At 36.1% G+C, this 22,677-nt stretch carries 22 protein-coding genes, 2 pseudogenes, 1 CRISPR repeat array and 1 riboswitch; of the genes and pseudogenes, 11 read left to right on the forward strand and 13 right to left on the reverse strand.

Going from position 1 to position 22,677, the window contains the following annotated elements; genetic code table 11:
* The first annotated feature begins 195 nt into the window (after window positions 1–195).
* A complete protein-coding gene (locus TMATH_RS10905; protein WP_013150988.1) occupies window positions 196–1,611 on the forward strand; it encodes an amino acid permease in 1,416 nt (471 codons plus the stop codon).
* 36 nt (window positions 1,612–1,647) lie between these two features.
* Here the strand turns inward: TMATH_RS10905 and TMATH_RS10910 are convergent, their stop codons facing one another.
* The 4 genes from TMATH_RS10910 to cas4 form a co-directional block, all read right to left on the reverse strand.
* Complete coding sequence (locus TMATH_RS10910; RefSeq protein ID WP_013150989.1) at window positions 1,648–2,427, reverse strand: MBL fold metallo-hydrolase; 780 nt, start codon at window positions 2,425–2,427, stop codon at window positions 1,648–1,650.
* Window positions 2,428–2,749: 322 nt separating this feature from the next.
* Window positions 2,750–3,013 carry a CRISPR-associated endonuclease Cas2 gene (gene cas2, locus TMATH_RS10915; protein WP_012996174.1) on the reverse strand — a complete coding sequence of 88 codons (264 nt, stop codon included), beginning with the start codon at window positions 3,011–3,013 and terminating at the stop codon, window positions 2,750–2,752.
* A gap of 16 nt (window positions 3,014–3,029) precedes the next feature.
* Window positions 3,030–4,022: a type I-B CRISPR-associated endonuclease Cas1b gene (cas1b, locus tag TMATH_RS10920; protein WP_012996175.1), complete on the reverse strand. Its 993-nt coding sequence runs from the start codon at window positions 4,020–4,022 to the stop codon at window positions 3,030–3,032.
* Complete coding sequence (gene cas4 / locus TMATH_RS10925) at window positions 4,019–4,516, reverse strand: CRISPR-associated protein Cas4 (protein WP_012996176.1); 498 nt, start codon at window positions 4,514–4,516, stop codon at window positions 4,019–4,021. The genes cas1b and cas4 overlap by 4 nt, the downstream gene beginning before the upstream one ends.
* A 418-nt stretch (window positions 4,517–4,934) precedes the next feature.
* Here cas4 and TMATH_RS12525 point away from each other — a divergent pair.
* From TMATH_RS12525 to TMATH_RS11480, 4 genes and pseudogenes are all read left to right on the forward strand, one after another.
* Window positions 4,935–5,206 (forward strand): annotated as a pseudogene (locus tag TMATH_RS12525) (IS110 family transposase); the annotation flags it as partial.
* A gap of 93 nt (window positions 5,207–5,299) precedes the next feature.
* A complete protein-coding gene (locus TMATH_RS10930; protein ID WP_013150990.1) occupies window positions 5,300–6,211 on the forward strand; it encodes a stalk domain-containing protein in 912 nt (303 codons plus the stop codon).
* 104 nt (window positions 6,212–6,315) lie between these two features.
* Window positions 6,316–6,861 carry a hypothetical protein gene (locus TMATH_RS10935; protein ID WP_013150991.1) on the forward strand — a complete coding sequence of 182 codons (546 nt, stop codon included), beginning with the start codon at window positions 6,316–6,318 and terminating at the stop codon, window positions 6,859–6,861.
* Window positions 6,862–7,352: 491 nt separating this feature from the next.
* Entirely contained in the window at window positions 7,353–8,030 is a 678-nt protein-coding gene (locus TMATH_RS11480) for a copper amine oxidase N-terminal domain-containing protein (RefSeq protein ID WP_013150992.1), read from the forward strand.
* Window positions 8,031–8,094: 64 nt separating this feature from the next.
* Here TMATH_RS11480 and TMATH_RS11485 read toward each other — a convergent pair whose 3' ends face one another.
* The 4 genes from TMATH_RS11485 to TMATH_RS10955 form a co-directional block, all read right to left on the reverse strand.
* Window positions 8,095–8,649 (reverse strand): septal ring lytic transglycosylase RlpA family protein, encoded by a 555-nt coding sequence (locus tag TMATH_RS11485; protein WP_013150993.1) that lies wholly within the window; start codon window positions 8,647–8,649, stop codon window positions 8,095–8,097.
* A gap of 83 nt (window positions 8,650–8,732) precedes the next feature.
* Entirely contained in the window at window positions 8,733–8,858 is a 126-nt protein-coding gene (locus tag TMATH_RS12385; protein ID WP_013150994.1) for a hypothetical protein, read from the reverse strand.
* Window positions 8,859–8,968: 110 nt separating this feature from the next.
* Entirely contained in the window at window positions 8,969–9,352 is a 384-nt protein-coding gene (locus tag TMATH_RS10950; RefSeq protein WP_049766024.1) for an RNA polymerase sigma factor, read from the reverse strand.
* Window positions 9,353–9,501: 149 nt separating this feature from the next.
* Window positions 9,502–9,753, reverse strand: coding sequence for a helix-turn-helix domain-containing protein (locus tag TMATH_RS10955; protein WP_049766025.1), 252 nt, complete (start codon window positions 9,751–9,753; stop codon window positions 9,502–9,504).
* Between the two features lie 72 nt (window positions 9,754–9,825).
* Window positions 9,826–9,915, reverse strand: a riboswitch (cyclic di-GMP riboswitch).
* A gap of 311 nt (window positions 9,916–10,226) precedes the next feature.
* Between TMATH_RS10955 and TMATH_RS12085 the strand changes: the two genes are divergently transcribed.
* The 5 genes and pseudogenes from TMATH_RS12085 to TMATH_RS11780 all read left to right on the forward strand — a co-directional run.
* Window positions 10,227–10,337 carry a helix-turn-helix domain-containing protein gene (locus tag TMATH_RS12085; RefSeq protein ID WP_198002291.1) on the forward strand — a complete coding sequence of 37 codons (111 nt, stop codon included), beginning with the start codon at window positions 10,227–10,229 and terminating at the stop codon, window positions 10,335–10,337.
* A 120-nt stretch (window positions 10,338–10,457) separates the two neighbouring features.
* Entirely contained in the window at window positions 10,458–10,706 is a 249-nt protein-coding gene (locus TMATH_RS12390; RefSeq protein ID WP_049766026.1) for a recombinase family protein, read from the forward strand.
* Window positions 10,703–11,044 carry a recombinase family protein gene (locus TMATH_RS12395; RefSeq protein ID WP_049766027.1) on the forward strand — a complete coding sequence of 114 codons (342 nt, stop codon included), beginning with the start codon at window positions 10,703–10,705 and terminating at the stop codon, window positions 11,042–11,044. The genes TMATH_RS12390 and TMATH_RS12395 overlap by 4 nt, the downstream gene beginning before the upstream one ends.
* 21 nt (window positions 11,045–11,065) lie before the next feature.
* On the forward strand, window positions 11,066–11,359 hold the full coding sequence (locus tag TMATH_RS12530) for a hypothetical protein (RefSeq protein ID WP_408643082.1): 294 nt from the start codon (window positions 11,066–11,068) through the stop codon (window positions 11,357–11,359).
* A gap of 40 nt (window positions 11,360–11,399) precedes the next feature.
* Window positions 11,400–11,719, forward strand: a pseudogene (locus TMATH_RS11780) (IS110 family transposase); the annotation flags it as partial.
* A gap of 169 nt (window positions 11,720–11,888) precedes the next feature.
* A CRISPR array of direct repeats spans window positions 11,889–13,391; the repeat unit is 30 nt; unit sequence GTTTCAATTCCTTATAGGTAGGCTAAAAAC.
* A 182-nt stretch (window positions 13,392–13,573) separates the two neighbouring features.
* On the opposite strand, the gene TMATH_RS10970 reads toward TMATH_RS11780, so the two are convergent.
* From TMATH_RS10970 to cas6, 5 genes are read right to left on the reverse strand one after another with little or no spacing between them, the layout of a single operon-like run.
* Window positions 13,574–15,928: a CRISPR-associated helicase/endonuclease Cas3 gene (locus TMATH_RS10970; protein WP_013150995.1), complete on the reverse strand. Its 2,355-nt coding sequence runs from the start codon at window positions 15,926–15,928 to the stop codon at window positions 13,574–13,576.
* Window positions 15,912–16,625 (reverse strand): type I-B CRISPR-associated protein Cas5b, encoded by a 714-nt coding sequence (gene cas5b / locus TMATH_RS10975; protein WP_013150996.1) that lies wholly within the window; start codon window positions 16,623–16,625, stop codon window positions 15,912–15,914. The genes TMATH_RS10970 and cas5b overlap by 17 nt, the downstream gene beginning before the upstream one ends.
* A 12-nt stretch (window positions 16,626–16,637) precedes the next feature.
* Complete coding sequence (cas7b, locus tag TMATH_RS10980; protein WP_013150997.1) at window positions 16,638–17,552, reverse strand: type I-B CRISPR-associated protein Cas7/Csh2; 915 nt, start codon at window positions 17,550–17,552, stop codon at window positions 16,638–16,640.
* Window positions 17,536–19,314 carry a TIGR02556 family CRISPR-associated protein gene (locus tag TMATH_RS10985; RefSeq protein WP_013150998.1) on the reverse strand — a complete coding sequence of 593 codons (1,779 nt, stop codon included), beginning with the start codon at window positions 19,312–19,314 and terminating at the stop codon, window positions 17,536–17,538. The genes cas7b and TMATH_RS10985 overlap by 17 nt, the downstream gene beginning before the upstream one ends.
* Before the next feature lie 18 nt (window positions 19,315–19,332).
* A complete protein-coding gene (gene cas6, locus TMATH_RS10990; protein ID WP_041591676.1) occupies window positions 19,333–20,088 on the reverse strand; it encodes a CRISPR-associated endoribonuclease Cas6 in 756 nt (251 codons plus the stop codon).
* Between the two features lie 1,300 nt (window positions 20,089–21,388).
* Here cas6 and TMATH_RS11000 point away from each other — a divergent pair.
* Window positions 21,389–22,660: a stalk domain-containing protein gene (locus TMATH_RS11000; RefSeq protein ID WP_013151001.1), complete on the forward strand. Its 1,272-nt coding sequence runs from the start codon at window positions 21,389–21,391 to the stop codon at window positions 22,658–22,660.
* Window positions 22,661–22,677: the final 17 nt, after the last annotated feature.

Below are 22,677 nucleotides of genomic sequence, written 5' to 3' on the forward strand. Positions count from 1 at the left end.
TTTTATTTGCTTTGTATTTTTAACTAGTATTTTAAAAAGTTAAATGTAGTATTATTTTGCTTTAATACAATAGCGTAATAATATATCATCATAATAAAGTGATAAATACTTTTGTTTTTATACTGGAAAAGAAGGTATGAGGTTTCTGATTGAAAAATTTAATTTAATAATTAATTGCTATAAGGAGGTAATTTAGTGACACATTCAAAGGAATTTTTTAGAAGGAAAACTTTAGAAATGATATTAGCTGATGCAGAAAGTGAACAATATAAACTTAAAAAGTCATTGACAGCAGTTGACCTTGTCGCATTAGGATTGGGAGCAATTATAGGTACAGGTATATTCGTTCTTGCTGGTGTCGCCGCTGCTGAAAAATCTGGCCCTTCAATTGTTCTTTCTTTTATTTTAGCAGGACTGGCTTGTGCTTTCGCTGCAATTTCTTACGCAGAATTAGCATCAATGTTCCCAATTGCAGGTTCCACTTATAATTATGCATATATCGCAATGGGAGAATTTATTGCGTGGATAATTGGATGGGATTTAATACTTGAGTACGTCCTTGCACTTCCTGCAATAGCTTTGGGCTGGTCCAGTTATTTTACCAATCTTCTTTCAAGCCTAGGAGTAAATATTCCCGGTTGGGCTACTCATTCTTCCTTGCAAGGCTCAGGAGGACTTATTAATATTCCAGCAATAGGAATCCTTATTATTATCGCCATTTTAAATTACATCGGTGCAAAAGAAACAGCAACTATTAATAATATCGGGGTTGCCTTTAAAGTGTTTGTGGTGCTTTTCTTTATTTTTGTTGGCATATCCCATGTAAGGCCAGTTAATTGGCAACCTTTTATGCCTTATGGTTGGAAAGGTGTTTTTAAAGGTGCTGCAATTGTTTTTTTTGCATATATGGGCTTTGATGCAGTTTCTACTGCTGCTGAAGAAACAAAAAATCCAGCGAAAGATATGCCTATTGGAATTTTGGGTTCCCTCGGAATAAGTACTCTTTTATACATTGCTGTTTCAGCAATTTTGACAGGTGTTGTTTCATATGGAGAGTTAAAAGATACAGCTCCTGTTGCAAAAGCTTTAGGTTTGATAGGTTTAAACTGGGCACAAGGGCTTGTTTCTTTAGGTGCTATAATAGCTATTACCACCGTGCTATTAGTTATGTTTTATGGTGCTACAAGAATAATCTTTGCTATATCTCGTGATGGATTGCTTCCACCCACTTTTTCAAAAGTTCATCCAAAATTTAGAACACCCGCTTTCTCTATATATCTCATAATGATTGTAACAACTCTGGCAGCGGGATTTTTGCCAATAGACATAATTGCAGAGCTTGTAAATATGGGTACTATGTTTGCTCTTATAATAACTTCTGCTGCTGTTATAGTATTGAGATACAAGCAACCCGAATTGCCAAGAAAATTTAAAGCTCCAGGTGTACCATTGACACCTATTTTGGCCATTTTTTTCATCCTTTTGCTTATGTTATCTCTTTCCTGGCAAACATGGATTAGATTTATTGTATGGTTTGTAATAGGGCTTTTTATTTATTTTGGTTATGGGAGATATCACAGTATATTAGCCAAATTAAAAGAATATCAATAAAAAATGCGGCAAAAGCCCAAAACTTTGCCGCATTTTTTATATTTCTACCAAATCACTTTCAATATTTCTTAAAGCCAGGCGAACTTCAAACTTTACTCCTGATTTTTTAAGTATATTCGTTACAGTAGTAAAGGCAAGTTCTGGTCTGTTATTATTTTGGCTTAAATGGCCTAAAAAAGCTATACCTATTGCTTTCATTTTAAAAAGTTTCATCAAAGTGTCTGCAGCTGCATCATTAGAAAGATGTCCTAAATTAGATAAAATCCTTTTTTTAAGAGGCCAAGGATATGAACCATTAATAAGCATTTGTATATCATGATTTGATTCTAAAAGTACTACATCAGAACCTATAAGATGATTTGCAACTCCTCTTGTCATGTACCCTAAATCAGTAGCAATGGAAATTTTTTTGTCTCCGCATTTAAAGGAAAAACCTACCGGCTCCACAGCATCGTGGGGCTTTTTAAAGGGTATTATTTTTATTTCTCCAATTTCAAATTCTTCCCCGGTTGTGAAATAGAGTTTGTTTTTTTCGGAAATTTCTTTTATGTCTTTTTCCATCGCACCCCACGTAGCTTTATTGGCATATATAGGTATATTGTATCTCCTTGAAAGCACTCCTGCCCCTTTAATATGGTCTTTGTGCTCATGAGTAATAAGAATAGCAGACAGGCTTTTAGGGTTTACGCCTATGTTAAGTAACGCTCTTTCAATTGTTCTGCCGCTTAAACCCGCATCAATAAGTATATGTACATCTTTATGATTGATGTAAATAGCATTTCCACTACTTCCTGACCTTAAAGAGCAAAATTTCATAGTCCATATACCCGCATTGCGGGTATCCCCCTTTCTTTTACCATCGCAATTAATTATAACAATTTTTCTAGGGCAAGTGAAGAAATTTTCTTTTTAAAGCGAAAAGCAGTTATTCACATTTGATCTGTGTGCAAATTTTTCATAATCTAAAAATTTCCCATGCTCTAGCTAAGAGACTTTCAACACCAAGTTATCAACATATTCACATTTATTTGTGGATAAGTTGATAACTTAAAAATATAAGAGGAAAATAACTCCTCTCTCATGGTACTATCAAAGTCGGCAAATAGATGATTCCTTCTTTGTGGAATTTTTGGATTTCTTATATAATTATATCTTCTCCACCTTTTCTAAGCCCAAGGATTTCTCTTTCAGAATATTTGGTAGTCCGCAAAATATAAAAAATAACTGAATCCTCTTCTTTGTCTATTATTCTTCCTAATTCTAATTTGAGTTTTTTATAATTTGCTTCAGAAATTTCTCCTTCAAGAACCGAATTTTGAACCCAATGTAAATATTTCCTGCAAGTCTTTAAAACCTTATTGACCCTTTTCTCGTTCACATCGTATACTAAAATTAAAAACATATCCTATCACCTAAATTTACCATTGTGCAATAAAAGGCTTGTACTGCTCCTCCTCAATCAAGTGTTTTTCCAACTTATACAACTCTAACCTTATAAGTCTCCTATAAGAAACATTGTGAGAAAGAGTTCTGTGTTTAATGGTTGTAGCAAGCTTATCTTCAAATTCCTGCACAAATACTTTTTTCCCTTTTTCTTTAAGCAACAATCCTTCTGCATCTTCTTCAAAGTCTTCTTTAGTCACCATTTTTTTGCTAAGCAAAGTAAATATCGTCCTGTCTACAATAATAGGTTTAAAAATCTCTGAAACATCTAGATTTAAAGAAAAACGCCTGAAATTAGTAGCATGCAAAAAACCTATTCTGGGGTCTAAATGGGTTTTGTATATCTCGCCTAAAGCTACCGTATACATTAAAGAATTTCCAAAACTTATTAAAGTATTTAAAAAATTCTGAGGCGGTCTTTTGCTTCTAAAATCAAATTTAAAATCGGGATTTTGAATTATCTCATCAAAAGTCCTATAGTAATATTCCCTAATGTTTCCTTCTATTGCCATTAATTCGTTTATTGTAGAAGTTGAATCGACACTCTCACCTAATTTTTCTATGGAATAAATAGCATCTTCCAAATTTTTACCTCTATTTGAATAATATTTTAAAACCTGCCTTATATTCTTATAAGCCCCTTCTACAAATTTTTGTGCAAGATAAAGCCTTTTACTTTCATCATTATAGTGTTCAGCTTGTTTTAATATCATATAACCTGAGTTTAAATGTTCTCTTGGATAATAAGAACCTACATAATATCCATAATGATTAAAGAAATGAAGTATAATCTCAGATTGGGTTAAAAACTCAAGAAATCTTTTGTTAAGGGTTACCTCTCCAAAAATCATTATTTCACAAGTATTTTCAACAGGTATAAATTTTCTTCCATTTTCTCCTTCAAAAAACAAAGTGTTGTCCTTTCTCTTCAATTCCCCATCTGAAAAAATGTAAATTGTCTTTTTCATGACATACAAAACTCCTTATACCCACAATTTTTACAATAAGGTATTTTTAAAAAAGCAGGAGGTAATTCATGTAAAGCAATTTCTTTTATCTCATTTATTGCCTCAATTATTTTATCCTCAAGTTCTGGCGTTAGTTCAACTATTTCTCTTTTTCGCTCTTCTGGAAAGAAAAGTTGCCCCTTTGCTGATATTCCGCTTTGTTTTAACTTATAAAGATAAAATAAAAGTTGCATTTTCGCACTTTCAGCTGCTTTTGAACTTTTCTTTACCTCACCAATTAAAATATTATCTTTTTCTATTCTCACAAGGTCTAATACCACATTTTCAAAGTGAATCTTTTTTCTATCTCTTTGATAAGAATTTTCATCAATGAGCCTACCTATTTCAATATAAGGATGTTCTTGGTCAGGCACTATTTGATGTGCCATAAGCCAAACCTGCCTTTTACAAATGGTATAACTTTGCATTAATGCCCCTGTAACTTCAAATTCCATGGTATCACCTTTATCAAAAACATCCAAAATTTTTTTAAACTATTCATCGCAAAACTTCACTAGGCCTTGTAAAAGATTTTTAATAGAAAGCAGCTAAAGCTTAAGGCTTGTTTGTAAGAAAGCTTTGGATTGGACTTATAAGTAATATACGCTTCAACATAAATAAGCCACTCCTTTTTAATTATTCAGCCACTTTGTTTAGTAATATGAATAGTCAAAAAATTCAATTGTTGACTTAAAAATATATTCAAACATTTTTACCTTTTATTTTTAGTTTCAATCCTTATTAAGTAAGCTAAAGACCAATAGGTATAGACTAATCAATAACACAGATAGAATCTCAATTCCTTATAGACCTCTATGCCGTAACTGCGGCACCATCAGAGTTGGTTCTTTCATGGATTTAGTTTATTCCCACATAGCCGAAATCGGCACGAATATGGAACAGTTCCCTTCTGCTGCCCATTTGTGTTCTTAGCTGCCTCAAGAGCAAAAGATACCTATCTTTCAAGTCAGTACCACCGCATCGCTGCTCGAAGAGGAGCAAAACGTGCAGCAGTTGCAGTGGCACATAGCATTTTAATTATAGTTTATCATATTCTCAAGCGAAAGCAACCATATATTGAATTAGGTCCTACTTATTATGAAGAGAAAAAGCGTAATATGATTATTCGTCAAGAAATTCTGTGAGAGAGGCAAGGAGTGCCAGTTTTATTGGCGAAGAAATTACATGGTTCTTGTTAATGAGATGATATTCGACACTACCTTTGCAGGAGGCTAAAAATGAAGCGGTTACTCTTTATCACGATCATTTCTGTAGTTATGATGGCCGGTACGTTGGTGCTGCCGGCCTTCGCTCAAGAACAGCAGAAAATTCCCGTCCTGATTGACGGGCTGCCGGTTGTCTTTGATGTACTACCAATCATACAGAACGGTCGGACATTGGTTCCCTTCCGAGCCATAGCTGAGGCGTTAAACGTGAAGGTCGACTGGGACGGTACTACTCAAACGATAAGTGCTACGGACGGGAAAACTTCTATCCGGCTCCAGATTGGCAACAAGACCGCTCACCGCAATGACTCTCCTATCTTGTTGGACGTTCCCCCGCAAATTCTGGGTGTGAGAACACTAATACCGCTCCGGTCCAGCGAAGCCTTTGACTGCCAGGTGAATTGGGACAACTCGATTAACGGGGTGAGAATTACCTCCCCACCCAAAGAGATGACGGTAATTGGGTTCTACGCCTTGGGCGACAGCAAGACCAGCAGTTGGACTAACATCTTTGGGAAACCTTACCCGGAAACGGACAGAGGAAATACCGATGTGGTAGGCGAACTGGCGTTAGGCCGGTATAGTCTGGACAAAGAGGGCAACCTTTTGACGAAGAGCAGGACTGGCTGGCAGAGGCCAGACGGAGAATTGGCTGACCGGATTATCATCATGGCCTACGACTATGGTTCTAAGCCAGAGCCGGTAAGCCTTGTCACTCAAGCGATGGAGATAGCTAGGGCTTCTGTTCCGCCGGAAAAGCTAGTGCTTGGAATTTCTGCTTCCTCGGAAACACCGGAGAGCATTCTAATCAAAGTGGGCATCGCCAAGCGATACGGCCTTGACGGTATCGCCATCTGGCGGTTAGGTCTGGTGACCGGTGAAATGTGGGACACATTGAGGTCTACCGTAATACCACGGAGGTGACTTTGGCAGAGTTGTTGTAGATTTTTCTGCGAGCAGCGGAACAAAATAGTCGGTTTGGGCGTCTATACTTTTTGGAGAAAAAATTCTTGAGGGAGGTTTTGCCAGTGAGGAAAAGGGTTAAATTGAGCATTTTATTATTTCTAATTGCCGCCACACTTTCATTAATTTTATTCGGATGTAGCCAAGAACCGTTCAATAGCAACGTTGAGGAAAGCAAAGCTGAAGAGCAGCCAACATCGAAGGATGGTCTACAAAATGCGGAAACCATTTTGGAAAGTTTAAAATCTGCATCGCCAGAAGAAGTTATTCAGGCCTTCTTTTGGGGGCATAGTAATCACTGCAAAGAAGTCGTTAACGCTACGCTCTATCATGAATATGCTAAGACTAATAGCGATTATCCAGAAATTAAGCAATGGGAAGTCCTACAGATAACCAAGTTACTTAATCCCCCGGATTGGCTAAGAGATAGTGAAAAGGAGTTTACCGAGGTAGAATATTTTAAGGTTAAGCATCGCTTAACGCTCAATTCAGGATATGATTTGTCCAATACGCAGCTAGCTGAAATAGCAGAGCGGGGGGAAATTGAATGGTACTTTGTCCTTGCTAAGGAAAGGGAGTCTAGGTGGTTTATAGTGTCCTATGGAAATTAGAAGATGGTGGGTCATTAACCCACCATCTTTTATTGTGGAGTTAACACGTTTATTTAATAACTGTCTTTTATTTCATAAATGTAGATGTATCTTTTGTCAGGGTCCCTAAAGGAACTTAAGTATTGGTATAGGGAGATGTTCTTTTCATCCCTTGTATGTTGTGCCATAAATAAATCAACTCTACCTATATTTGCATTGTAACCCCAGTCATGTACTACTTGAGTATGATAAGGGTAATTATTGTTATAGGGGTCACCATATTGAATTACATCTCCCTCCCACAAATCATAATACAGCGAGTCAAAGTTTTCAAGTGCTTCAGCTGCGGTTAGGTCTGGTGACCGGTGAAATGTGGGACGCGTTAAGGGCTAACGTAATACCGAGGAGGTGACCTCGGTAAGGGTGTCAAAGATTTTGCGGGAAGCGGAACAAAATAGCAGGGTTGTGCGTCTATATTTTATGGAGAAACAATTTTTAGGGAGGTCTTACTAGTGAAGAAGAAATGGATAATTATTGTAGGTGCTGTTTTATTAGTCGGTATCTTTACCACTATAGCTTTCGCTGATAACCCTATTAAGCTATTTGTTAACGGCCAGGAAATTAAGCCAGATGTTCCACCGCAACTGATTAACGGCAGGACAATGGTCCCCATTAGGTGGGTTGCTGAAGCGCTGGGTGCTGATGTCCAGTGGAGCAATAATAGGGTTATTAAGTTAACTTCAGTCGTAGAAAGGCCTATTCTTTTTACCAGGATTGCTTTCTCAAAGGACTGGCGAAAGACAACAAAGCCACCATACCAGGAACTTCCGGAATTGCGTGATCTATATAACCAAAATTTCTATGTTATAACTGGTAACAGCGAAGGGAGTAAGATCTTTGACACTCTAGGTATAGATAAACTGGAACGTGTATCGTCAAATATTGCTGCTCCTGAAGGTAGCCTAGGTATTCTTACTGTGTATAGCTCTATCATTGGAATTACAGTAAAAGGACAAAACGTAATAGTCTATGTCCAACCTCAAGACGCCGGTTATGATTTCGTTGCAGTTGAACCAGCGGTTACTGACCTTCCACAAGAAGACAGCGGATATGGCGAGAAAATGTCTACCTTCTTTTTTACAGATACTAAAGGTAAAGAACTAACAAGGGTTGTAAAAATGTGGCCGTAAGTTTTGCCAAAGCGCGCAGGGAGACTTATGTGTCTCCCTGCGCATAAGACTATTTAGTTATTAACTAAGGCGCTGAAATGTTAACCGTCCCACTACCAGGAAATCCCAAAGCTTTTGCAACACCGCCATATGTCAAATCGATTGTGTTAGCAGGGGCTGTATCATTTACTCTTGCTATAACGCTTTTCCCACTATATGTTACCTTAACCCAACAGTTACGCGGTAAATCGGAAAGTCCGGATGCAATAGTAAGATCGCACGTATGGAATATTTCACCATTACTTGTATAAGGGTTTAAGAGCTGTTCTCCTGCACCATAATACGTAGCAGTTACATTCTTATTTCCAGAGTAACTTTGTGAGGGAACAACGAGTTGCCTGGAAGACTTAACTGGCTCTCCTAGACAGTTCAAGTCGCTACTCTGAAGTGCACCTCTTATATTTCTCGCCCAACTCAACGCTAATGCTGCAGGTGTCATACCATATGCGGTCGCGTCTGCGGCGGTAACAGTACAAATAGAGTTTAGATTTGTATCATAAAGGTCTTCGTATATTGTATTTGGGTAACTTTTGAAGGTAACTTGGCCGTCTCCTCGACGAACATGCGCAGATGCAACCACGTAGTCGCTACCTATCCATGCTGGAGTAATAAAATCAAGATCTCTCTTGGCATCTGCGAAAATTGTATTGAGACGGTCAGCAGTTATCTCCGCTCTCTGTCCAGGGTTAAACCTCCAGCGGAGACCTTGAACCTAATTACCCCATAGTTGTTCACAAGGACAACGCCATCTCCATTTGTATCTACATACCACGTTGCTTGATTTGCCATCACATGTCTCCTCCTCAAATAATTTTTCTTTACACCGAGACAAGGAGGAGATAAAATAGTCTAACAACTCCCTGCCTTCGGGTATGGGGTTGTCCGTCCTGGATGAGGCTCTACTTGGCGGTGGGCTCGTCCAGGACAAAATGTTTCCTTAACCTGTTCAACGCTCGCTCTTTCAATCGGTGTACGACCGGTTGTGATATTCCCAACTGTTCAGCTACCTCCCGCTCTGTACGTCCCTCCAGGACCGTTGCCGTAATGACTTTTTGCTGCTGTGGCGTCAGCACCGTGAGGGCTTCCTGAAGGAATACAGAGTCCTCTACTTCGGCCAAAATGTCATCTGTGCCGGCTACGGTATCGAGCATCTCTGTCATCTCATCTTCGGCTTCTTGACTGAGTAGGTTGTTAAGGATTAGTAGTTCGTGCTCCCGTAGCCGCTTATGCTTCTTCGCTAGCCTGATAGCTTCGTGGCGTAGGCCGGTTAAAAACCAGGCCATAATCCGGGCTTCTTCAACGTCGTCGTAGATGTCAGGTGTAGGGAGCCATCATTGTCCACCTCCTTCCAGCTTGTCTAACCTGCCCTCTACTACATAAAGAGAAAATAGGGGGGCGTTTTAATACCCCCCTACCAAAAAAAATTCTTGAGTTATTTCTGATAGTCGCTTTTACGGGAGAAGTACCGGTTTAGCTCATCCCTACCCCACGTGGTATTGGGCTGGTAGCGGTAAACGGCTTCTATTATCCAAGTCATCAAATCGAAGCAGGCCTCCTCGTATCCTAGCTGACGGCTGTATTTCTTGACGATTGGAATGAAGCGTTTAACAACCTGGGTCATAGCTTCTTCATTACCACTCTTCGCTAGAGCAATCAGTTCTCGGAGTTTCGGTTTTCTTTGCAAGTTTTGTCACCTCCACAGAGACAAAAAGACCTACCACACCTTGGCAGAGGGCAGGTCTTAGACTTCTAGAGCAGCGGCAGCCAGGCTGTCATAGTGCCTGTGGGCACCTTAGACCCTGTAGCTTTACGTCCCCATTTTTCAATGGGTTTGCCTTTAACGCCAAAGTATTTAGTTTTCGTCAAAGAGCGCGGAACCCTCACCTCCCTCAACCTGTCTATTTAATAAGACGAATGGTGGGTTAAAATAGTTCCATATACTGGCAAGGAACTCATCGTCTTTTTCAGACACCTTTCGTCAAAAAATCTTTCGGTTTGATGAAAGGGTGAATAACTTGTCCATCCCGTGAATATGATGGTAATAGATATGGGATTTCTTTACCAAAATTGGCTGTAGAATATTGTAGACAATTTTGGAAGCCCTCTTTTAAGTTCCTAACATACATCCTATAATAATAACATAGGAGGTGAAATCTGGTGAACGAGCTACTTACTACCAATGAAGCAGCTGAAATTCTCGGAATATCGCCTATTGCGGTTGTTAATCTCCTTCGAGATAAGAAACTGTATCAAGAAACGAGGTGTTGACGGAATTGACCGCTGGTTCATCAGACAAGAAGACGTTGCTCTCTACTGCGCTGGACTAGCTATTTTCCACATGCTCCAGCAGAAGGCTAAAGAGCAACCAGTGGAAGAGGGTGTCCCACTGTGACTAAGGCAGTAGGGTACATTAGGGTAAGTACAGAAGAACAGACTCAGCACGGCTACTCTCTTGAAGCTCAGGCACAAGCAATCAAGAAATATTGTGAACTTCAGGGGTGTGAACTTGTAAGGATTTACCGGAATGACGGCTACAGCGGTGCTTCTATGGAGAGACCTGATTTACAGCAATTACTCGAAGACATTCACTTTGGAAAGTTCGATGTGGTAGTTGTCTGGAAACTTTTGACAGATTGAGCCGTAACTTAAAAGATACCTTTTACCTCCTCGATGATGCTTTTGAGAAGAACGGGATAGGTTTTACCAGCATACAGGAACAGTTTGATACTACCACACCTATCGGTAAAGCGGTCATGCAAATCATCGCAGTGTTCGCGCAACTGGAGAGAGAAATGATTACCGAAAAGATGAAGATGGGAAAGTACCAAAAGACACGGCTGGGACAGTTTCCGAGCGGTCATATCTTATACGGTTACAGAAAAAAACCAGTGACCGGAGAGTTCGAGATTAATGAGGAAGAGGCAAGAATTGTCAGGCTGATTTATCATTGGTACGTCTACGGTGACGAAACATGAAAGCCACTGGGAATAGAAGCTATCGCTGATAAGTTAACGAAGATGGGTATCCTTCCTCCTTCCGCTGTCCGTGGAGTTCGTGTCGGAGTCAGAGGAAAGAGAGGCCAAAAAGGTGAATACGTCAAGAACTGGTCAAATGCTACTGTCAGACAGATTCTTACTCATCAGGCATATATAGCCCTCTATGCCGTAACTATGGCACCATCAAAGGATGAAAATACCATCCCCTTTACGGGAAGCACGCAGGATAGAATAACCCCTTATGGTTGTTGCACCAGCTCTTCAATTTTACAGTCGCTATCGTTCAAATTTTAAAAAAGGAGTTGGTTCTTTCATGGATTTAGTTTATTCCCACATAGCCGAAATCGGCACGAATATGGAATAGTTCCCCTCTGCTGCCCATTTGTGTTCTTAGTTGCCTCAAGAGCAAAAGATACTTATCTCTCAAGTCAGTACCACCGCATCGCTGCTCGAAGAGGAGCAAACCGTGCAGCAGTTGCAGTGGCACATAGCATTTTAATTATAGTTTATCATATTCTCAAACGAAAGCAACCTTATATTGAATTAGGTCCTACTTATTATGAAGAGAAAAAGCGTAATATGATTATTCGTCAATCTGTAAAAAAGCTAGAGTCTTTAGGTCTTAAGGTCACGGTCGAATCTGCAGCGTCTTAACTTTTTTATATTTTATTTATGTAGCTATATCCATTTAGTTCTATATTTATCCCATATTTTTACATCGGTATGGGTTTAGTTTTTTGTTGCCTTTTTGAGAGACACTATTTTCAGGATAGGTAGGCTAAAAACGTTTTTTTAAATAGTATGTAAAGCAGCTGCTTTTACAGTTTCAATTCCTTATAGGTAGGCTAAAAACCAATACTATCTACTATGGCTTGGACTTTGGTTACAAGTTTCAATTCCTTATAGGTAGGCTAAAAACGAGGAATGGATTGGACCTTTCTCTAGAGAGCGGTTCAAGTTTCAATTCCTTATAGGTAAGCTAAAAACGTTTCTATGTCCTCGTCTCTATCACTTTCAAGCGCTGGTTTCAATTCCTTATAGGTAAGCTAAAAACAATGAGTTGCCATCGTACGGCATGTTTAAAAGCTAAGTTTCAATTCCTTATAGGTAAGCTAAAAACCATTTTGCAAACGAAAAAGATAAAAATCTTTAAAAAGTTTCAATTCCTTATAGGTAAGCTAAAAACCTGATGTATCCTGTTCTACATCTACAACAGGCTGAGGCAGTTTCAATTCCTTATAGGTAAGCTAAAAACTGGATGCGGGATAAGGGTGCGAGTAAACTTTTCTTTGGTTTCAATTCCTTATAGGTAGGCTAAAAACAAAGGTTCATCCTCAATAACTTCGGACAGCAAGTGCTGTTTCAATTCCTTATAGGTAGGCTAAAAACCGAGAATGGCAAGCGAAACAATCATAAATCAAAACCGTTTCAATTCCTTATAGGTAGGCTAAAAACTCGCTTCTGCTTCACTTTCTCACCACCTTTCTTTCAAAGTTTCAATTCCTTATAGGTAGGCTAAAAACTGTTTCTAAGGCTAGTAGAATGAATGTCTTATATTGTTTCAATTCCTTATAGGTAGGCTAAAAACCCCAACTGGTGTCGGGGTCGTCACTGATGTCAACTCGTTTCAATTCCTTATAGGTAGGCTAAAAACTTTACACCGTGTTATCACCATTCAAGTGGGGAATATTGGTTTCAATTCCTTATAGGTAGGCTAAAAACGTTTACGCTTATTCCTGTCTGATTTGAAAGATCCAAGTTTCAATTCCTTATAGGTAGGCTAAAAACGCAGATACTTGTATAGACTGATCCAAAAAAGGATTTGTAGTTTCAATTCCTTATAGGTAGGCTAAAAACTAGAAACAAATGACTATTTTGTTGTCAGACAAGAACTGTTTCAATTCCTTATAGGTAGGCTAAAAACGGAGTTACAGCAATACACAATCCCATACGCATACTTGTTTCAATTCCTTATAGGTAGGCTAAAAACGCTGGCTTTCATTTCTAATCCTGAAGAGGAAAAAATGTGTTTCAATTCCTTATAGGTAGGCTAAAAACGAAGGCAATTTATTTGTAGAGCCTTCTAAACTAACTTTGTTTCAATTCCTTATAGGTAGGCTAAAAACAGGCATAAAGAAAAAAGAAGTAGAGAAAGGAGATAATAAGTTTCAATTCCTTATAGGTAGGCTAAAAACAATCATGGCACGGCGTAAAGAGATCAACAGTGAGCTGTTTCAATTCCTTATAGGTAGGCTAAAAACAGGGTTTTATAAGTTTGGAATTAAGTTACATTAGGGTTTCAATTCCTTATAGGTAGGCTAAAAACCCATTATAACGTGCATAAATAGTGCATGTAAGTTTTATAACTTTTTAATTTATTGTCAAGTATCTTGACTTTATTATATCATATTGTTCGATAAAATCAACTACAATCTGAAAACCAAAAAATAAAAAATGTCGTCGATCCCCAGGCATTTTTGCGCTACTAAGGATCGACGACATTTTTTATTACCATATACCTATAACTCCTTTTGCAATAAAACCTGTTTCTTTGTCATAATATTCATTTAAACTGTCATAATTTACATACTTGAAACCCCATATATCAGGAGGCATGTTTTCAGCTGTTGCGGGTATTGATATTACATATTTATAGAAATCAGCTTTAAAGCGATTAAAAATATTTCTCCTTTCAAATAGATTTTTTATGTCTTTAAGTCCCACATATTTTTGCCACAATTCTTTGGCCTCTTCATTCAATTCGATAAACGCATCTACTTTATAATAGTCATCTTCAATTAGTTTAAATTTGGAAATACACATATCCCCATCGTCGCTATCATATTTTAATGCGTATATTGCATCTAAAAGTTTTTTTGCTTCACTTGAGGACATTCTTTCTGATACTTCGTGATAATATTTTTCTATAATTTTTAAAAGTTCCTGCTCTCTTACAATGTCATATTTACTCAGTATTTCCCTTGTTATATCAAGCAATATTCTATCATAGATATATCTTGAATATCTTTGACCTTTTTCATCTATCAGCGATACAATATAAACCTTTCCTTTTCCATTCCAGTTTCTATTGCACCTTCCTGCTGATTGGTTAATGGAATCAAGCGGCGCTATATCTCTTACAACAACATCAAAATCAATGTCTACTCCTGCTTCTACTAATTGAGTTGTTACTGCAAACTTTATTTTTCCTTTTTTTATTTTTTCTATTCTTTCCATTCTTTCCAAAGGGGTTATATGAGTTGATATGTAAATTATTTCATCATTAAGTACTTTAGTTTTTAATATACTGTAAAATTGCTGAGCAGATTTTATAGTATTTAATATAAAAAGATAGCTTCTACCATCGCTTAAATCGAACATCTCACTTAGTTTTTCTAAAGTAATATCACAATCCAATTTTGGAATAATCTCTACCCTCTCCATCTGAGCAAAATATTTATTTTTGTCCACTAACGGGTAAATTTCTTCTTCTTTGAATATTAAAGGTTGAGTAGCAGTTACAAAAATTATATAGGAATTCAATTCTTCTGCAACAGCTTTTAAAAGTTCTTTTATTAACAGCCAATATTTAAATGGTATTGATTGAACTTCATCTAGTATAATTATAGAATTTGATAACCTGTGGAACTTCCTTAAAGTCCTATTTTTTTCAGATACTAAAGTATGAAAAAATTGAACAAAAGTAGTTATTATTATTTCTGAATTCCAACCTTCTATCAATATTTTAGCTTGTTCATCTTCAAATTCACTATTACTTTTAGTATACTTTACATCCGACAAATGGTGATGTTTCAATATTATTTCTGTACTCGGATAAATCCCATTATATTTTAACAACTCTTCAATTACACTAGAATTTTGGTCTAGAATACTTAAAAATGGCAAAGAATAAATAATTCTATATTTTACACCAGTGTGTTTGTATAATATATCCCATAATTTCATTGAAAAAGCAATTGTAGTCAATGTTTTACCAAGGCCCGTAGGAAGATTAATAGACATTATCCTCTGTCCAATATTTATTTCTCTCTCTACTGCTTCTTTATAAGCTTCTTCCCTTAATAAATTAATTTTATTTTCTTCACCACAAAAAGAAGCTTTATACGCTTTTACAAACTGGTCCTCAAATTTTATTTCTGGTCGTTTTATATTGTCGATTCCAACGACCACTTCTGTTTTATCGGCATCAATAAGCAAAGAAAACAAAAAGTTTAATAATAAATAAATGGAAATATCTTGTTCTTCTTTAAGCTTTCTTAATTCTCTTTTAACCTTTCGCAATTCAGAATTAATATTATCAATATACTCGTTTATTAATGATTTGGTTAAATCTTTATTTAAGCCCGCATTTTTAAGGTTTTTGTTTAATATTTGTAATTTTTCATCATCTATACTGTTAAGCTGCCTTTTAAGTATTTTTAACTCTTTCTCATCTAATATAACTTCATTAAAAATATCTTTTAAATCTCCATGGTGATTTTTAACAATTAAAAAAGCTATAAAAGGGAGTAATATTCCCTTCCTGTCTTGAGTATTTATCTCATTTTTAATCAAATAAAAAGCTACAACTGCAGACAATAAAGAATGATGCGTTTCTTCCATTGTTTTTAATTTATTTCTCTCTATCTCGTTTTCAGTAAACAAATATTTCTGAAAATAATTTGTCGCTTTTCCAAAGTCATGGCATAAAGAAATTATAGTAACTGTTTTTAAAAAAGTATCTTTATCTATTATTTCCACATTTTTTTCATAAACGTAATTTCTAATTATCTTAGAAGTATTGATAAGATGATCTTCTAAAAATTTGTCAGGATGGGAGTATAATTCAGAAAAAGATGACATGTTCGCCATTAACCTCCCAACATTTCATTACATGGCATTTTATGCTCTGCCCATTTGCTTCATATAACACATCTTGGTAGCTTAAAACAACCCTATCTTCATTCATATCCATGGGTATCTTTTCTTTAAAATATTTTTTACCCTTTTCAAAATAAATTTTGTCCTCCACAATAAATTCAAACGGCAGTACTGATAAAATATCTACTTCTACATACTTCACTTCGTGTGAATCATATATTCCTACAAACTTATAATCTGCTAACATTTCACTTAATCCCAGAGACAAAGTATAAACATTTTTGTGATTTTTTATTTTATCTATCACATCCTCAAACAAGTCATTATCTTTATGCGCAAAATAAATCCTATAAGCCGCATCTTTCACAAATTCCGCCCTAACTTGCGTTCTTGCCTCGTGATTTTTCATTTTATAAGGTATCCAGAAATTACCTTTCGTGTTTATCAAATTCAATCCCATCCTAATTTTTTTGACAGGGTTTAATATTCTTACGGCAATATTACAGTTTGAGCTTGAAAAAACTTTTAGATATTCTTTTTTATCAATCCCCGCTATTGCCCCCAACATGCCCTTGACAGTTGAAGGCGGTGGAAAGGAAAAAGTAAGCGGTGAAGATGTGGTGTAATATTTTCTGAAATGCCCATAGTCCCCGAATATATCAAAGACCAAAGTTTTCATATTTATATCCCCTCAATACTGGAGTTTTTGAATGTTTAATCCTTCCAATGCTTTCTCTAATGTACATACTTCTCCATTACATGTAAAAATAACTCTATCATCGTAGACATACTTTATTAATTTTATTTTATCTTTGTTTTCTTTGAGAACTGTCACAAGTTCTGTTATATCAAGTTTACCATCTTGTATATCTCTTATTTTTTCATCCTCCATATCATGCACAAATTTTATGCGTTTTTCAAGCTCCCCTATTTGATAATTATTTTCTTGATATATTACTTCAACCAATAACCTTGGTTCGTGTCCCATTTTTGAGCCTGACATTAAATTTTTAGTTCCATTCCACATGCCTTCTAACATTAAATCCACATCTTCATCCGTTAAAGGTATATTTTGCGTTATTGCAGCATTTTCATTAACAACCCCATAAAAAGCAATTAATGAGTAGGGTAATATGTATTTTTCCGTAAATGTTCCTTGCCCCCTACCCTCTCCAGAAGGTATAACTGTTGTACCTTTTATATACATTAAATCTACCTTGTGAAGAGACTTGCCATATTTAAATTGAACTGGGCCAGTGAGGGTCATTACTTTATCTTTTACCGCAGTTGTTGCTCCAAATAATCTCACATCAATGCATTTCTCTATTATGTCTTTATTTGTGCCAAAATCTCTCATTCTCTCCTCTTTCGTCCGGAGTTTTCCCCCCTCCTCTTCCCTTGTTTCGAGTATAAATACCTCCTTCCCTTTGTAATAAGCAAGATAATCCCTTATTGTCCTTTTAAGCCTCACATCTGTCACAATATTTATGCCTGTCTCTTCGTCTATACGCGGTTTATTTTCGTCTACAGGATCGCCATTAGGATTTGCAAAATTAACATCATAGAGAAATAGAATTTCTGCTCGATTTTTAACAATGTTTCCCATTTGTTTTCTCCTCCTCTTCTTTTTTATAAATGATATTTGTTAATTCATCCGCTAAATTAATGCCGCAAACAAAATAGAAATTTATTTCATCAACAGACATATTCCAATTATCTCCCGCTAAAAGAAGATAATTAGAGACTTCTTTTGCTAAAAGCCTTTTCCCTTTGTCAAAAGAATCATACTCTTCAAGTTTATTTTGCACTTTAGGAAGAAGGCCTTTTATGTCTTTTTCATCCATTTTCAACCCCTTTAAATTTTTCATGAAAGGTTTCGCTTCTCTATCTGAGTACTGTTTCCTCAATAAAAGCTCAGTAAGAGCTCCTAAAAGTACAAGTCCTTTTTTAAGAGGGGTCTCAAAACTGGGACCATATTTAGCAAAAAAGCTGTCAAATATCCTTTCTTCCATTGGCACAACCTCCATTTTTATAAGCTTTAATTTTTCAAGAAAAGCTACTGTCATTAAGCCATCTTTTATTGCATTTTTATAATTGCGGTCATTTACAAATTCCTCTCGAACTTTTTTCATAATAAGGCCGTACAAAAAGCCCAAATCAACCGGTCTACCCGTGAAAATCCCATCTGTTATATCCAAAAAATAAGTATCCAGGTCATTATCTTTTTTATTTGAATCAGATTTGGACATAAAACTTCTTATATTTTTGAAAGTAAAGTTTTCATTAAACGTCTCATCTACTTTATCTTTTGCATTAAAAATTTCTCTTAAGTGGGAAGGGAAAACATCTTCTATTAAAAGCAAGATCCTTTCTGCGGAATTTGCTTTTTTCAAAAACAAAAAGTTTACAGTCATTGTATCTTCTGCTTTAGCAAGATAGTCCAATATTTCATCTTCGTCTCCAATAAATCTCTTCTTTGTTTCTTTTTTAAGAGATATAAGTTTACTCGCATTTTCAAATATCTCTCGCACCTCTTTTTTAGCAAATTCGTTTCCTATAATAAAGTTAGGTATTAATTGATATTCCAAACCATAAAACTTAAAAGTAAGTTCATTTTCAAGGTATCTTTTCCCCTCTTCTAAAGCCAACATGCATTCTTTACATACAGGATAATTCCTCCATGATTCTTTTTCGTTAAATCCACCGGCAATATATCCCGGTTTGTCTATTGTGTAGAATTTATAAGTATCTACCGTGCCAAAAATCATCTTCTTTTTTTGTCCACAAATTGAGCAAACCTTATCTTTTGAATGAATCTTTTGGTACTTTTTGTTGTGTAGCTGTAATAAGATACTCTTAAAAATGTCCAAATCTCCAATGTATTTGGAGTCTCCGTCTACATTAAATTTAAGTATGAGAGATAGTCCTTCTCTTTTAGGAATATCTTTCCGAATCTTTTCCACTTCAGCAATAATTTCATCACTTTTTTCTTCCAATATGTTTCGTATGTTTTGAAGAAAAATTTTATTTTTTTGGTCGATTTTGATTGTTCTGTCATCCAATACTTTAAACCAGCTTTTTATTTTACCGTTAAATGTTTTAGTCACCTCTGTTATTTTTGCAGCAGGGGTATATCCAGGTGCATTCCCACTTGTGTCAGTAAAAAGGTATCTATTTATTTTTGAATCGTCATATTCTTCAAGTCTCACCTTTTCATATTCAATGTCATCTTCTTTTATAGTAAAATCTATAGTTGCTATTTTGGAATATCTACCCTCTTGATTTGGATTTTCTATAAATACGTCTAGCAAAGTCTTGTTTTGAGATTTTAACACCATTTCCCCCAACTCTTTTATTGCTGTAATCATTCCCTCTCCCTCCTTTCGCTATTTAATTATCTCAAAACACCCGAACCCTTGGGAATTTTTAGCTCCTAGTCCCGTGTAATAGGCAAGCTCCAGAAGTTCAGGTGTTGTTTCCACATCATATATACCCATCCATCCTTTTACATAAACATTTTTATATTTGATCATTTTTGAATATCTTCTGTCTTCTTGTTTGGATAGAGGATAAAGCTTAAAATATGGATCTTTCGCTTTTACATTATAGACTAATTCATATTTTTTAAGCAGATTATTAAGTAAAAGGGGAGAAAATTTTTCATCCCATGGTGAGTAATAATAAGTATACTTTATATCTCCCTCCTTTAAAGTACTATACGTCACAACTGGAGAGATAAATTTTATCCTTGCTTTATTTTTAAAAACAGGAGGATTGTCGATATTGAGTGAATTTAAAATAAATTTTTGCCCATTAAAATGGCAATATTCCTTTTTTAACACATTCTTAGAAATATCAAATATAAATTCATCCAAAGGAGAAGCCACTGTAAATTTAAAAGGTGGCGTTATGCTTATCTTTTTCTGCCCTTTAGAGTCTACTAAAATCTTAAACTCTCCTTCAATCCTTGAAAAAGTAAATAATTTGAATTTCCTCTTTTCATATTGAAATCCTTTATCGTGTAAAAAAACTGCGAAATTGCTGTCTCCCATGAGGTCATACAAAAAGCCTTGAACTATATAATTATAATGAATTGGCAATACTAAATTCTTTTCTCCCATAAATTCCATGGTAATTCTCATAATTACACCCCATAAATAGCGAAGATATGGATTTATTGGTTATACATGTATCTAATTCTACATTAATCTCTATTTTTCCTTCTTAACTTTTAAAAAATATTAACGATTTTGTCTAATTCTATTTAATAAATAGTAAACCATAAAAATAAAAAGGTTCTTTCTCAAGACTTAAGGTTGGCATTTTCTGATTCCTGCTCTTATTTCTTAGATCAGAACACTTAAACCAATTCGTGAATACCTTTACACAACTTACATCTTAAATAGCCAGTCACACTGGCTGGTCCTCACTCCAAATCTCCTAATCGTCTTTGTTCATCTCCTCTTTTCTAGCTCTGTTCTACTCATTTTTTAGTTGTTAAAGTCAACTTACCATGATAATTCCTGGTCGATAAGGTTATCCTAATTAAGCACCTTTGACAAAGTGTTCTTAAAGCCCAGCTCTAGAGCATCCCTCATATTCTTTTTCGGTCCATTATCACAGCTTTTTGCGTGGCAGTCCTATTGCCTCCGGACCGGATAGTCGATAGATTCGTACTTTGCGACTCCGTGGAAATTCCCTCTTCATCATAGACTTGAGCAGTTTAGGAAGGTCCGCCGCTGAAACACGGCACTCGAATTCTTCATATCCGCGTTCACGCACTAGAAAAGTCTGATCGTCGAGCCTCAGAATAGTGATTCCGCGATTACGCTTGTAAGACAGGATTTCTAGGCCCTGCGGTGGGGTCAGCTTGGTAAGCGCGATGCACACCTTTTGCAGGGTCGTTTCCAAATTGACCAAGGCCATCCGTTCTCTTACCCCCTTTCTCCTTTTGCTTCCAATATTATATTCTCCCGTTGGACCGGCTGGCAGCAATTGCCAGCAGCAAGGGCTTATCATTCTTCTGTTTGGAATAATGGTCGCATAACTCCCGAATAGTAGGGATAATAGTGGTCGCTTTGTTGGACGGGCATCTAAGTAGGAGCTAGAGTTGGCTTGGTAGTCGGTTTACAGTTTCAACTCCTTATAGGTATGCTAAAAAATAATTACAATTGTATTTTATTACAATGTATTTTATTATGTCAAGTTTCAATTTCTTATAGGTGTTGTTATTTTGTGATATTTCATATTGAAAGTGCTCTACAATAATGTAAGGATGGAAAAGAAAAGAGCATGCTGCATTTGTACGATAATCCTATCCCAATAAATAGGAAAAACGCCAACATTCATGAAAAATGATAACAATCACAACTCTAAAAATTCAAAAATCGACTTTAAATTCTTCTAATTTTAATGTATAATGGTACCATGGGAGGGAGAAATATGGAAACATGTAAAAAGAAATTAGTTTTATCTTTCATATTTATCTTTTTAATAGTTACCATTTTTAATTTACGGGTTGCAAATGCTCAAGAAAAGCAAGAAATTACAGTTCTTTTAGATGGATATCCCGTAACTTTTGATGTGCCACCAGTACTTAAAGATGGCACAACCTTAGTCCCATTTAGGGCTATTGCCGAAGCTTTAAATATTTCTGTAAATTGGGAAGTCTCGACACAAACAGTTACAGCAACTGATAATAAAACAAAGGTCAAACTTCAAATTGGTAATAAAACAGCGATAAAAGACAATATGCCGCTTACTCTCAGAGTATCGCCACAAATGATAAATCAAAGAACTTTGATACCACTTAGGTTTTTTAGTGAAGCTTTTGATTGCGATGTGGATTGGGATAAAAATACTTATACTGTAAAGATAACATCGCCACCAAAAGAAATGTTTGTAACAGGCTTTTATGCTTTGGGAGATAGCCAAACAAGCAGTTGGACAAATTTGTTTGGCAAAAGTTATCCCGAATATACTTCTGGCAATACTGGTTACTTTAGTTCTATTGCATTTGGCTGGTATAGTTTAGATAATAATGGCAATCTCTTGACAAAAAGTCGAACTGGTTGGCAAAGACCTGATGGATGGGAAAAAGTACTAGAAGTAATATCACAATACAAATTGAAATCAGAAATGGTTATACACGTCACCGATGGTGACAAAACCATTTCCAACTTGTTGTCATCGTCAGAATCTATAGAAAAAGCTATTTCATCAATCGTTGAAGAGGCAAAAATTTACGATAGTGTAAATCTTGATTTTGAAGGACTAGGGCTTAATGAAGATAAAGAGCAGCTCCTTCAAACTCAGCAAAAATTTACTGAGTTTGTTAAACTGCTTAAAAACCGCCTTGATGTCTCAAAATCAATTACATTAACTCTCCATGCGCCAAATAGTGTATATAAAGGATATGATTATAAAACTCTCGGAGAAATTGCAGACAAAATAATTATCATGGCTTACGACTATGGTACAAAGCCTGAACCGGAGGAACTTGTAATCCAAGCAATTGAGCAAGCAACTGAAAAGGTACCAAAAGAAAAACTTTTGCTTGGTATTTCAATACCAAATGAAACACCAGAAAGCTTTGCAGTAAAAATTGGTCTTGCAAAAAGATTTGGACTTGGTGGAATAGCTATTTGGAGATTAGGACTTGTGCAAGATGAGATGTGGGATGTCTTGAAAAATTCAATAACGCCACGAAGGTGAGTATGTAAACATTTGCC

Source organism: Thermoanaerobacter mathranii subsp. mathranii str. A3, from assembly GCF_000092965.1.
GTDB classification, from domain to species: Bacteria; Bacillota; Thermoanaerobacteria; order Thermoanaerobacterales; family Thermoanaerobacteraceae; genus Thermoanaerobacter; species Thermoanaerobacter thermocopriae.

Bases quoted from the DNA above. Each gene is read 5' to 3' on its own strand.
- TMATH_RS10910 (WP_013150989.1), bottom strand. From the start codon at position 2,427: ATGAAATTTTGCTCTTTAAGGTCAGGAAGTAGTGGAAATGCTATTTAC.
- cas2 (WP_012996174.1), bottom strand. From the start codon at position 3,013: ATGTTTTTAATTTTAGTATACGATGTGAACGAGAAAAGGGTCAATAAG.
- cas1b (WP_012996175.1), bottom strand. From the start codon at position 4,022: ATGAAAAAGACAATTTACATTTTTTCAGATGGGGAATTGAAGAGAAAG.
- cas4 (WP_012996176.1), bottom strand. From the start codon at position 4,516: ATGGAATTTGAAGTTACAGGGGCATTAATGCAAAGTTATACCATTTGT.
- TMATH_RS10930 (WP_013150990.1), top strand. From the start codon at position 5,300: ATGAAGCGGTTACTCTTTATCACGATCATTTCTGTAGTTATGATGGCC.
- TMATH_RS12385 (WP_013150994.1), bottom strand. From the start codon at position 8,858: ATGGCAAATCAAGCAACGTGGTATGTAGATACAAATGGAGATGGCGTT.
- TMATH_RS10950 (WP_049766024.1), bottom strand. From the start codon at position 9,352: ATGGCCTGGTTTTTAACCGGCCTACGCCACGAAGCTATCAGGCTAGCG.
- TMATH_RS10970 (WP_013150995.1), bottom strand. From the start codon at position 15,928: ATGTCATCTTTTTCTGAATTATACTCCCATCCTGACAAATTTTTAGAA.
- cas5b (WP_013150996.1), bottom strand. From the start codon at position 16,625: ATGAAAACTTTGGTCTTTGATATATTCGGGGACTATGGGCATTTCAGA.
- cas7b (WP_013150997.1), bottom strand. From the start codon at position 17,552: ATGGGAAACATTGTTAAAAATCGAGCAGAAATTCTATTTCTCTATGAT.
- TMATH_RS10985 (WP_013150998.1), bottom strand. From the start codon at position 19,314: ATGATTACAGCAATAAAAGAGTTGGGGGAAATGGTGTTAAAATCTCAA.
- cas6 (WP_041591676.1), bottom strand. From the start codon at position 20,088: ATGAGAATTACCATGGAATTTATGGGAGAAAAGAATTTAGTATTGCCA.
- TMATH_RS11000 (WP_013151001.1), top strand. From the start codon at position 21,389: ATGGAAACATGTAAAAAGAAATTAGTTTTATCTTTCATATTTATCTTT.